The organism is Nocardioides pelophilus (assembly GCF_014180685.1).
Classification (GTDB): Bacteria; Actinomycetota; Actinomycetes; order Propionibacteriales; family Nocardioidaceae; genus Nocardioides; species Nocardioides pelophilus.
The window spans coordinates 1-10,779 of record NZ_JACEHF010000144.1 but is presented as its reverse complement, the minus strand read 5'-3'; the positions used below and the strand labels follow the sequence as shown (position 1 = coordinate 10,779).

9 protein-coding genes are annotated in these 10,779 nt (G+C 73.1%); 3 read left to right on the top strand and 6 right to left on the bottom strand.

Annotated features, from left to right (window positions below; all coding sequences use genetic code 11):
• The 6 genes from H0488_RS18310 to mraZ form a co-directional block, all read right to left on the bottom strand.
• On the bottom strand, positions 1-1,403 hold a 1,403-nt coding region (locus H0488_RS18310; protein ID WP_312856423.1), incomplete at its 3' end, for a UDP-N-acetylmuramoyl-L-alanyl-D-glutamate--2,6-diaminopimelate ligase.
• A complete protein-coding gene (locus tag H0488_RS18305) occupies positions 1,400-3,184 on the bottom strand; it encodes a peptidoglycan D,D-transpeptidase FtsI family protein (protein ID WP_312856422.1) in 1,785 nt (594 codons plus the stop codon). The genes H0488_RS18305 and H0488_RS18310, both read right to left, overlap by 4 nt.
• Positions 3,185-3,201: 17 nt before the next feature.
• Positions 3,202-3,744 (bottom strand): cell division protein FtsL, encoded by a 543-nt coding sequence (gene ftsL / locus H0488_RS18300; protein ID WP_183100676.1) that lies wholly within the window; start codon positions 3,742-3,744, stop codon positions 3,202-3,204.
• 1 nt (position 3,745) lies between these two features.
• Positions 3,746-4,717, bottom strand: coding sequence for a 16S rRNA (cytosine(1402)-N(4))-methyltransferase RsmH (gene rsmH / locus H0488_RS18295; RefSeq protein ID WP_183100675.1), 972 nt, complete (start codon positions 4,715-4,717; stop codon positions 3,746-3,748).
• A 13-nt stretch (positions 4,718-4,730) separates the two neighbouring features.
• The gene (locus tag H0488_RS24765) at positions 4,731-4,862 is read right to left on the bottom strand and encodes a hypothetical protein (protein ID WP_281369701.1); all 132 of its coding nucleotides are present in this window, start codon (positions 4,860-4,862) and stop codon (positions 4,731-4,733) included.
• Positions 4,863-5,102: 240 nt separating this feature from the next.
• Positions 5,103-5,525 (bottom strand): division/cell wall cluster transcriptional repressor MraZ, encoded by a 423-nt coding sequence (gene mraZ, locus H0488_RS18290; RefSeq protein ID WP_183100674.1) that lies wholly within the window; start codon positions 5,523-5,525, stop codon positions 5,103-5,105.
• Positions 5,526-5,802: 277 nt separating this feature from the next.
• Here mraZ and H0488_RS18285 point away from each other — a divergent pair, with 277 nt between their 5' ends.
• The 3 genes from H0488_RS18285 to H0488_RS18275 are packed head-to-tail and all read left to right on the top strand — an operon-like array spanning position 5,803 to position 10,452.
• Positions 5,803-6,798, top strand: coding sequence for an AAA family ATPase (locus H0488_RS18285; RefSeq protein ID WP_183100673.1), 996 nt, complete (start codon positions 5,803-5,805; stop codon positions 6,796-6,798).
• Between the two features lie 28 nt (positions 6,799-6,826).
• Positions 6,827-8,080: a DUF58 domain-containing protein gene (locus H0488_RS18280; protein ID WP_183100672.1), complete on the top strand. Its 1,254-nt coding sequence runs from the start codon at positions 6,827-6,829 to the stop codon at positions 8,078-8,080.
• Positions 8,077-10,452 carry a transglutaminase TgpA family protein gene (locus H0488_RS18275; protein WP_183100671.1) on the top strand — a complete coding sequence of 792 codons (2,376 nt, stop codon included), beginning with the start codon at positions 8,077-8,079 and terminating at the stop codon, positions 10,450-10,452. Before H0488_RS18280 ends, H0488_RS18275 begins: the two co-directional genes overlap by 4 nt.
• The last annotated feature ends 327 nt before the right edge of the window (positions 10,453-10,779 follow it).

Here is a 10,779-nt window from a genome sequence, read left to right as displayed (position 1 = left end):
ACCGCCGCCCGTCGGTCGCCGATCTCGCGGACCTCGGCTCGGCGGGCGACGTCGACGTCGGCCACGCCGGCCAGCACCTCCGCCCGGATCGCGGCGGGGTCCTCGCTGCGGGGATTGTCGTCGGTCACGATCAGCAGGTCCGCCTCAGCGGCCGCGATCGCCCCCATGACCGGCCGCTTGCCCCGGTCGCGGTCGCCTCCGGCGCCGATGACGGCGATCAGCCGTCCGGCGGTCACCGGTCGCAGGGTGCCGAGCACGGCGGTCAGCGCGTCGGGCTTGTGTGCGTAGTCGACGTAGACGGCGAACCCCGAGGTGCCCTCGTCGTCCGACACCCGCTCGAGCCGGCCCGGCACTCCCCCGGCGGCCGCGATGCCCGCGTCGACCGCGGCGGGATCGAACCCGGCCTCGACCGCGGCGGCGACCGCGGACAGCGCGTTGGCGACGTTGAAGTCGCCCGGCAGGTCCACCGAGGCGGGCAGGGACAGTCCGCCCGGACCACGGATGGTGAACCGGGACCCGGTCGGGCCGAGGTCGAGGTCGACGGCGGACCAGTCCGCGTCACCCCGGATCGACATCGTGCGCACCGGGATCGTCGTCGTGTCCACGAGCCGCCGGCCGTGCTCGTCGTCGATGTTCACCAGCGCCAGCCGCGCCCGCTCGGGCGTGAACAGCGTCGCCTTGGCCGCGAAGTAGTCGTCGAGGTCGGTGTGGAAGTCGAGGTGGTCGCGCCCGAGGTTGGTGAACACGGCGACGTCGAAGACCACGCCGTCGACGCGGCCCAGCACCAGGGCGTGGCTCGACACCTCGATCGAGCAGCACTCGACCCCCTGCTCCCGCATCAGCGCGAACAGGCCGTGCAGGTCGGGCGCCTCCGGCGTGGTCAGCGCCGTCTTGAGGTCGACGCCGGCGACGCGGGTGCCGACCGTGCCGATGACGGCCGACGGGATCCCGGCCGCACCGAGCCCGCTGTCGAGCAGCCGGGTGACGGTCGTCTTCCCCTGGGTGCCGGTGACGCCGATCATCCGCATCGCCCGGGCCGGGTGGCCGTAGATGCCGGCCGAGACCACACCGAGCACGGCCCGGGGCCAGGCCACCACCACGGCCGGCAGGCCGGGAGGTACTGCGGCGGCGCCGCTCTCGTCGGTGAGCACCGCGCTGGCGCCCGCCGCTGCCGCCTGGTCCACGAAGTCGATGCCGTGGGCGCGGGCGCCGGGCAGCGCGGCATAGACGTCCCCCGGGAGCACCCGGCGCGAGTCGAGCGTGATCCCGGTGATCGTGGCCGGCGAGGTGCCGGCGACCACCCGGGCATCGGTCTGCTCCCGCACCAGCGCCACGAAGTCGTCGAAGGACAACGGGACCGGGTGCCGGGGACGGGTCGTCGCAGCGCTGGTCAGGGTCCTCACCACTCGACGGGGAGCCGCGAGGGCCGGGTGCCGGTCGGAGGCACGCCGTAGCGCCGGAGGGCATAGCTCATCAGCTTCGCGAACGCCGGGCCGGCGACCGCGCCACCGCCGCCGGTCCGCGAGTCGTGGACGACGACGTAGACCGTGAACCGGGCGTCGTCGGTCGGACCGAAGCCGATGAAGGAGGCCGTGTGGCTTCCGTCGTAGCAGCCGCAGCTCTCGGCGACCCGCTGCGCGGTGCCGGTCTTGCCGGCGATCCGGTAGCCCGGCACCGCGGCCTGCGGCGCCACGCCGTCCTCCGGGTCGAGCACGCGCTCCATCATGAGACCAGTCTGTCGTGCGGCTTCGGTGCTGAGCACGCGCCGTCGGTCGGCCTGCTCGGTGCCGACCTCGGTGCCGTCGTCGAGGGTGGCGGAGCCGTCGATGAGGCTCGGGTCGATCCGCACCCCGTCGTTGGCGATGGTGTTGACCGCGGCGGCCATCTGGACCGCGTTGATCGACAGCGACTGCCCGAACGCGATCCGGTCGTCGACCTGGTCGGTCCACGCCGCGCCGTCGGGCAGCAGTCCCTTCGACTCGCCGCCGAGGCCGATCCCGGTCTCCTCGCCGAAGCCGAAGGCGGTCAGGTAGGACCGCAGCTGGCCGGGCGAGAACTCGTCGGCGGCGAGCACGGTGCCGATGTTCGACGACTTGGCCAGGATCCCGGCCAGGGTCAGGTGCTCGACGCCGTGGACCCAGTGGTCGTGGATCGGGCGGTCCTGCCGGTTGAGCACAGGCGGTACGACGTACTGCTGGCGCGGCCCGCCCAGGCCGGCGTCGATCACCGCGCTCAGGGTGAGCACCTTCTCGGTGGAGCCGGGCTCGTAGACGTCGGTGAGCGCGCTGGACTTGTAGCGGGACTTCGGCCACTCCTGCGGGTCGCTGGCGTCGTAGGACGGGTAGTCGGCCAGCGCGAGGATCTCGCCGGTGCGGCTGTCCATGATCACGGCGATGCCGGACTCCGCGCGCGACCCCTCGACGGTCTGCTGCAGCACCTGCTGCGTGTAGAACTGGAGGTCGGCGTCGATGGTCAGGTGGAGGTCGGAGCCGTCGACCGCCGGCGTCTCGGTGTTGTCCCCCAGGGGGATCTGGTTGCCCGCGCCGACCTCGTAGCGAGCCTCGCCGTCGACCCCGGCGAGGTACTGGTCGAACGAGTCCTCCAGCCCGGCCAGGGCGCGGGCCGAGCCGTTCTTGCGCGGCGTGCCGAGGAAGCCGATCAGGTTCGCCGCGACGTCGCCGAACGGGTAGACCCGCACCGGGTCGCGCTGGGTGAAGAGTCCGACGAAGCCCTTCGCCTCGGCGTCGGCCACGACGTCGGCGGCGAGGTGCGCCGGCACCTGGCGCGCGACGTACTGGAACCGGCTGCCCTCCACCCGCAGCCGCTCGAGGACCTGGAAGTAGTCGATCTGGAGCCGCTTGGCGAGGAACGTCGCCAGCTCGGGCGCGTCCTCGGCGGTCAGCGCCGGGTCGGCCACGATCATCCGGCCGTCGATCGACTCCGCGAGCGGCTCGCCGTTGCGGTCGAGGATCTCTCCCCGGGTCGCCGGGAGCAGCACGGTGACCGAACCCTCGGCGGCGGCCATGTCGGCGTACTTCTCCGGGTCCACGCCCTGCAGCTGCACCAGCCGGGCCGCGAACACCGACAGCACCATCGCGATCAGCAGGAAGCCGATCCGGAGGCGCAGCTGCGGCGACGCCCGCAGCCGGCTGCGGGCCGGTCGAGGGCGGCTCGGTCCTGTCACATCCAAAACCTAGGCGGCTAGCGCTGACGATCCCGGTCCGGCGCGCCGTGGTCGCGGACCTTGACCCTCGCATCGGCCCTCACCTCGACCGTCGGCGGGTCGAGCGCGGCCGGCCGCTTCGGGCCCGGCGGGTCGAGCGGCAGCTTGACACCGGCGAGTGCCGGAGCGCACGTCCCCGAAATCTCACCGGTTCCGACCGTGAGCACGCAGGCCGCGCCGGTCGGTGGCACCATGCCGCGCGCCTGCGCCTGCGCCGCGACCCGCTGCGGGTCACGCAGCTCCTGGAGCTCCATGCGCAGCGCCTCCTCCTGCGCCGTCAGGTCGGCCGCCTGCCGCTCGAGCGCGGTGGCCCGGAACGAGGCCTGCTGCATGGAGGTGTTGAACATGAGCAGTCCGATCACGCCGGCCAGCAGGATGACGCTGACCAGGGTGACGAACGGCACCCGCGGGGCACGGGGGCGGGTGCGCGGTCGCGGCACGACCGTGAGCCGGGCACGTTGGACAGCGACCTCGGCGATGCGTGGGAGCCGGGAGCGGAGCTGCGGCGCGGTGTTGCTCATGTCAGGCGGCTCCCTTGCCGTCGGTGCGGGGTCGAACACGTTCGATGGCGCGCAGCCGCACCGATGCGGCGCGGGGGTTCTCGGCGATCTCCTCGGCGTTCGCCTGCTCGGCGCCGCGGGTCACCAGCCGCAGAGCCGGCTCGTGCCCCTCGGGCACGAACGGCAGGTCCTCGGGCACGTCGCTCTTGGCCGCGGCGGTGAACGCCCGCTTCACCAGGCGGTCCTCGAGCGAGTGGTAGGACTCCACGACGACCCGGCCGCCGACCCCGATGGCGTCGATCGCCGCCGGCACGGCCCGCTCGAGCACCCGCAGCTCGTCGTTGACCTCCATCCGCAGCGCCTGGAAGGTGCGCTTCGCGGGGTGGCCGCCCGTGCGTCGGGCCGGCGCCGGGATCACGTCGTAGAGCAGGGCCACCAGCCGCCCCGAGGTGGTGAACGGCTCGCGATCGCGCTCGCGCACGATCGCGGCGGCGATCCGCTTGGCGAGCCGCTCCTCGCCGTACTCCCGGAGCACCCGGGTCAGCGCCGGCACGTCGTAGGTGTTGAGGACGTCGGCCGCGGTCGGGCCGCCGCCCGAGTCCATCCGCATGTCGAGCGGCGCGTCCACAGAATAGGCGAAGCCGCGCTCGGGGAGGTCGAGCTGCATCGAGGAGACACCGAGGTCGAAGAGCACACCGTCCACCTCGGGGAGCCCGAGGTCGGAGAGCACCTCCGGGATCTCGTCGTACACGGCGTGCACGGCGGTGAACCGGTCGCCGTACGGCGCCAGCCGCTCGCGGCTCAGCTCGAGCGCACGGGGGTCGCGGTCGATGCCGATGACCCGGGCGAGCTCGCAGCGGGCGAGGACCGCCTCGCTGTGGCCGCCGAGCCCGAGCGTCGCGTCGACCAGGACCGAGTCCTTGTGGTCGAGCGCAGGTGCCAGGAGCGCCACGACCCGGTCGAGAAGGACTGGGACGTGTCGGGGAGTCGTCATCGCCGGGTGGTCCTCAGCTACCGAGTCCGTAGGCGAGCACCACGACCAGAGCGACCGCGATCGAGACGCCGGCCGAGAAGGCCATCAACGCCACGGCCTCGCGGGCCAGGTCGCGCACCCGCGGCTCGCTGCCCATCACGCTCATCGGTTCGACCCCTGCCCCCACCTTGAACACGGAACTGCTGGACTGCTGGATGCTGCTGAACGATCCGCAGGGCCAGGCCCCCCGCCCGCTCCCGGGCGCCGTCTGGAGCCGGGGAAGGTGCCCCAGAAGGCAGCGGGAGCGGGCCAGAGACCTCGTCCTGCGGATCGCTATCGAGTTGTGCTGCTGAAGTGCTGCGCTGCGTGGCCAGCTGTCTGACCAGCCGTGCGACCAGTCGCGTGACTAGTCGTCGTCCTCGTCGAGGTCGACGAAGTCGCCCATCGCGTCTGCCTGGAACTCCCGCCAGCGCTCGGGGTTCCAGATCTCGAGTCGGTCCCGCACACCGATCACGACGACGTCGCGGTCGAGTCCGGCGTAGTCCCTCAGGTGGGCCGGGATGCCGATCCGGCCCTGCTTGTCCGGCGTGCCCTCGTCGCCGCCGGCGAACAGCACCCGTGCGTAACGGCGTGCCGCCCGGTTGGTCATCGGCCGGGCCGCGGCGCGGTCGGCCTCCTCGGCGAACACGTCGGAAGGCCAGACGACGAGGCAGTTCTCCTGACCCTGCGTCACCACGAGCCCCTCCGACAGTCGTTCTCTGAACTTCGCCGGGAGGAACAGGCGCCCCTTGTCGTCGAGCTTCGGGGTGTAGGTGCCCATGAAGAGCATCGGGCACCTCCTGCTTCCTCCACTTTCCCCCACAGTACTCCACTTTCCCCCACCGTCAACCACCTTTCGGCGTGTTCGCCCCCGGATCCATCCACGGGTCGATCCACGGGTCGATCCACGGGTCGATCCACGGGGCCCTCCACGGGTCGATGCGAACGCGTGACCGCACCGTGACCTCACGGGGTCTCGCGGCGGGTTAGGTTGCTCCGGCGCCGTACCGTTGCCCTACCGCGGGCCCTTACGCTGGACGGGCGCGCCAGAGACGGGAGAGCAAGACGTGGAGTCGCCGACCACCGACCAGCAGCCGCCGCACCCGACCGGGGCGGACGTCGCGACGGTCGCTCGCGTGGCCAGCCGGATCCGCGCCAACGTCGAGCGGGTCATCGAGGGCAAGAGCGAGGTCGTCTCCGCCGCCCTCGTCGTGCTGCTCGCCGAGGGCCACCTGCTGCTCGAGGACGTGCCGGGCGTCGGCAAGACGATGCTCAGCAAGGCGCTGGCCCGCAGCATCGACTCCACCGTCCGGCGCATCCAGTTCACACCGGACCTGCTGCCGTCCGACGTCACCGGCGTCTCGGTCTACAACCAGCAGTCCCGCGAGTTCGAGTTCCGGCCGGGCGGCGTCTTCGCCAACATCGTGATCGGCGACGAGATCAACCGCGCGTCCCCCAAGACCCAGTCGGCGCTGCTCGAGTGCATGGAGGAGCAGCAGGTCACGGTCGACAACGTCACCTACCACCTCGAGCCGCCGTTCATGGTGATCGCGACCCAGAACCCGGTCGAGATGGAGGGCACCTACGCCCTCCCGGAGGCGCAGCGCGACCGGTTCATGGCACGGGTGTCGATCGGCTATCCCGTCCCCGCGGCCGAGATCGCGATGCTCAACTCCCACACCGCGTTGAACCCGCTCGACGACCTCGAGCCGGTCACCGACGGGGCCGAGCTCCGCAAGCTGTGCGCGATTGTCGGCCAGGTCCACGTCTCCGAGGCCGTGCAGCGCTACGCCGTCTCCCTGACCGCCGCGACCCGCGAGCACCCCGAGCTGCTGCTCGGCGCGTCCCCGCGCGCCACCCTGCACCTGGTGCGCGCCGCGAAGGCGTACGCCGCCCTCCACCAGCGCGACTACGTCCTGCCGGACGACGTGCGGTCCCTGGTCCAGCCGATCCTCTCCCACCGGCTGCTGCCGAGCGCCGAGGCAGCCGTCAGTGGTCGCGGCACGAACGCCATCCTCGAGGGCATCACGGCACAGGTGCCGGTCCCCGAGATCCGGTCCTGACCGCCGACGAGGCACGACATGAGACGCGATGCGTGACGGACTGAGAGGACTGACCCTCCGCGGTCGCGCGTTCCTCGCGGCCGGCGCGACCGCGATCTGCTGTGCCGTGCTCCTCGGCCAGACCACGCTGACCCGGATCGGCGTCCTCGTGCTCGCGCTGCCGCTGGTGTCGGCGTTCGTCATCGGCCGGCGCCGCTACGCCCTGTCGGCGAAGCGCTCGGTGCATCCGCGGCTGGTCTCCGCGGGGCAGCCGGCCCGCATCGACCTCGACCTGGCCAACGAGGGCCGGTCGAGCGCCGGCGCGCTCCTGGTCGAGGACCAGGTGCCGTACGCCCTCGGCACCCGGCCGCGGTTCGTGCTCCAGGGCGTCGCCCGCCAGTGGCAGCGCCGGGTGAGCTACCAGGTGCGCTCCGACGTGCGCGGGCGGTTCGAGATCGGGCCGCTGACCATCCGGATCGCCGACCCGTTCGGACTGGTCGAGCTGCGCCGCTCGATCCCGGGCACCGCGCCGCTGGTGGTCACCCCGCGCACGGTGGCCCTGCCGCCGATCCCGGTGATGGGCGGGTGGACGGGCTCCGGCGAGCACCGGCCCCAGGCTTTCGCTGCCGGCTCGGCCGAGGACGTCAGCGTCCGCGAGTACCGCCGCGGCGACGAGCTGCGCCGCGTCCACTGGCGCAGCTCGGCCCGGGTCGGCGAGCTGATGGTGCGGCGCGAGGAGCAGCCCTGGGAGGCCCGCGCGACCGTGCTGCTCGACAACCGGCTGCGCGCGCACCGCGGCCAGGGCCTCGGCTCGAGCTTCGAGTACGCCGTGGTGGCCGCGGCGTCGCTCGTGCTCCACCTCGACCAGCACGGGTACGCCGTACGGCTGGTCCTCGCCGACGGCACCGGCGCCGACGAGACGTCCACCGCAGTCCTGGAGCGGCTCGCGCTGGTGACCACGACCCAGCACCCGGTCCTCGACGTCGGCTGGACCGGCGACCAGACCCGGGGCGGCCTCGTCGTCGCCGTGCTGGGCGGGCTCGAGCCGACCGACGTGCTGGCGCTGCGCCAGATCCGCCACGACGCCGGGACCGCGCTGGCGATGGCCCTCGACGTCGAGCAGTGGGCCGGCCGCAACGCCCCCGCTCCCGTCGGTCCCCCGCCCTCGGTCACCGGGCTCGGCTGGCGCTCGGTGACCCTGGGGCCCCGCGACCGGCTCGACTCGGCATGGCGCGACCTGGGCCGCGCGTCCGGCCGCGCCGCGGCGACCGGACTCGCGAGCAGTGTCCGGAGCGACCGGTGAAGGGCCGGCCCGCGTTCGGGTACTCCCTGCTGGTCTCCGCGATCGCGGCGGGGACGACCTGGGTCGCCCTGATGGCATGGCAGGGCTTCCTCGTCGACACCTCCGACTACCTCGGCCCGCTGGTCCTGACCGCAGTCGTGGTCGCCGGCGCCGGCGCCGTGCTGCGGTGGCTCGGCAGCCCCGCGGTCGTGACCGTGGCGTGCCAGGTCGTCCTGGCCGTCGCGATGGTGAGCGGCGAGCTCGGCGGTGGACCGGTGCCGTTCGGCGCGACCGGCGACCAGGTCATGCGGTCGCTCGAGCTGGCGATGGACTCGGCCCAGCTCTACCAGGCGCCGATCCAGCCCAACGTCCCCTCGGTCGCGCCGCTCCTGCTCGTGGGGGGCGTCTTCTTCCTGCTGGTCGTCGACTTCCTCGCCTGCACCCTGCGCCGCGTCCCGGTCGCCGGCCTCGCCCTCCTCGCGGTCTACTCCGTCCCGGCGGGCCTCACCCAGTCCGGGCCGGGCTTCATCGCGTTCATCCTCGCCGCGGCAGGCTTCCTGGCCCTGCTGCACCTGGACAGCCGCGAGCACCTGCTCAAGTGGGGACGTCCGCTCGGCCCGGCCGAGGGCAACCCGTGGACCGAGACGAACCCGATGGTCGACGCGATGCGGGTGGGCGCGGCCAGGATCGGGGTGGTGGCGACCACGTGCGCCGTCCTCCTCCCCCCGTTCATCCCCGTCCTCGACGTCGACCTGCTCGGCCTGGGTCCCGGTGACGGCGACGAGGACATCCAGATCCGGAACCCGCGGGCCGACCTGCGGCGCGACCTGGAGCGACCGGAGGACACGCCGCTCATCCGGTTCCGCACCGACGATCCCTCGCCGAGCTACCTCCGGGTCGCCGTGCTCAACCGGTTCACCGGCGTCGAGTGGAGCAGCGGCGACCGCGGAGTGGGCGACTCCAACACCGCGACCGGTGAGCTGCCCGACCCCGAGGGCCTCTCCCCCGACGTCCCCCGCACCACGCACACCTACGAGTTCGAGGCGACCGACGCGTTCGAGTCGTCCTGGCTCCCGACCCAGTTCCCGGCCTCGTCGGTGGAGGCCGAGGGCGACTGGCGCTTCGACGACGACACCATGGACTTCCTCGCGGTGCCCGACGACCTGACCACCGAGGGCCTCGACTGGGCCGTCACCGGCTACGAGCTGGACTACGGAACGACGGGCGAGCACTTCACCGACTCCTCGCTCGGCGCCGTCGAGGACGAGTTCCTCGAGGTCCCCGGGGGGCTGCCCTCGATCGTGCGCAACCAGGCGGTCGAGGTCACGACGGGCGCCCGGTCGGACTACGAGGCCGCCCTGCTGCTGCAGGACTGGTTCCGCAAGAGCGGCGGTTTCGAGTACAGCCTGCGCCAGGCCCCGCCCGGCACCGGCGGCGACGCGTTCGAGACCTTCCTGACCGACAGCGAGGACGGACGGGTCGGGTACTGCGAGCAGTTCGCGTCGGCGATGGGGGTCATGGCCCGGATCGTCGGGATCCCGGCCCGGGTCGCGGTCGGCTTCCTCGAGCCCGACCCCCTCGGCAACGGCGACTGGGAGTACAGCTCCCACGACCTGCACGCCTGGCCGGAGCTCTACTTCGAGGGCGCCGGGTGGGTCAGGTTCGAGCCCACCCCGTCGGGCCGGGTCGTCAGCGCACCGGACTACACGACGGTCCCGGTCGACCGGAACGACCCGACGGACCCCACGAACAACCCGACCAGCGATGAGCCGAGCCGCGGCGCGACGACCGAGCCGACCGACGTCACGACCTCGGCCGCGCCGGACGACCAGGCGGCCGACGACGGCACCGGAGCGGACGACGGCGTCGACTGGGTCGCCGTACTGCTGCGGGTCGGGCTGGGCCTGCTGGTCCTCGCCCTCGTGCTCGGGCTCGCGCTCGCACCACAGCTCCTCCGCAGGCGCGCGCGCATCGGCCGTCTCGCCGGCACACCCGAGGACATCTGGGACGAGCTCCGCGCGACCGCGCTCGACCTCGCCATCCCCTGGCCGGCCGGACGATCACCGCAGGAGGTCGGTCGGGTGCTGGTCGACCACCTGGGCGACCGCGGCGACGACGAACGACCCGAGCGCCCGCGCACCGGCCCCGACGCAGACCCGGAGGCGGCGTCGGCGATGGAACGAGTGGTCGCGGCGCTCGAGCTCGCGCGCTACGCGCGCCCGGGGTCGACGATGCCACCGGCCGGTCTGGCCGACGACGCCCGCGTCTGCTGCGCCTCATTGGAGGCGGGCGTCACCAGGAGCGTCGCGCTCCGCGCCCGCTGGCTCCCCCGCTCGGTCTGGACACGGGCACCCCGCGACACAGCCGAGCAGGACGAGCTGGTCGAGGCCTGACGGGGCGTCACCTGCGCGCCCCGAGCAGGTCGAGGCCTGACGGGCGTCACCTGCGCGCGCGGCAGCGTGGCGCACCGCGGAGAAGCCGCACGACGCGATGCCCCTGGGCCGAGCGAAGCGAAGGTCCGGGCGGCGAGCGTCGTTGTGCGACACGCTCGCGCAGTTAAAAGCCGCGGTTGCGGCGTCGGCGCCAGCGCTCCTCGATGCGCTCCATGAAGGAGCCGGAGGACTTGGACCGGACGTTGCGGCGGCTGCGCGAGCGACCGCCCTCGACGACGCCGAATCCCGAGGGGTGCGCCATGGCGGTGGGCTCGGAGCCGACGCGCT

Excerpts from the sequence above, each read along its gene's own strand:
- ftsL (WP_183100676.1), bottom strand. The coding sequence starts at position 3,744 with ATGAGCAACACCGCGCCGCAGCTCCGCTCCCGGCTCCCACGCATCGCC.
- rsmH (WP_183100675.1), bottom strand. The coding sequence starts at position 4,717 with ATGACGACTCCCCGACACGTCCCAGTCCTTCTCGACCGGGTCGTGGCG.
- H0488_RS24765 (WP_281369701.1), bottom strand. The coding sequence starts at position 4,862 with ATGAGCGTGATGGGCAGCGAGCCGCGGGTGCGCGACCTGGCCCGCGAG.
- mraZ (WP_183100674.1), bottom strand. The coding sequence starts at position 5,525 with ATGCTCTTCATGGGCACCTACACCCCGAAGCTCGACGACAAGGGGCGC.
- H0488_RS18280 (WP_183100672.1), top strand. The coding sequence starts at position 6,827 with ATGCGTGACGGACTGAGAGGACTGACCCTCCGCGGTCGCGCGTTCCTC.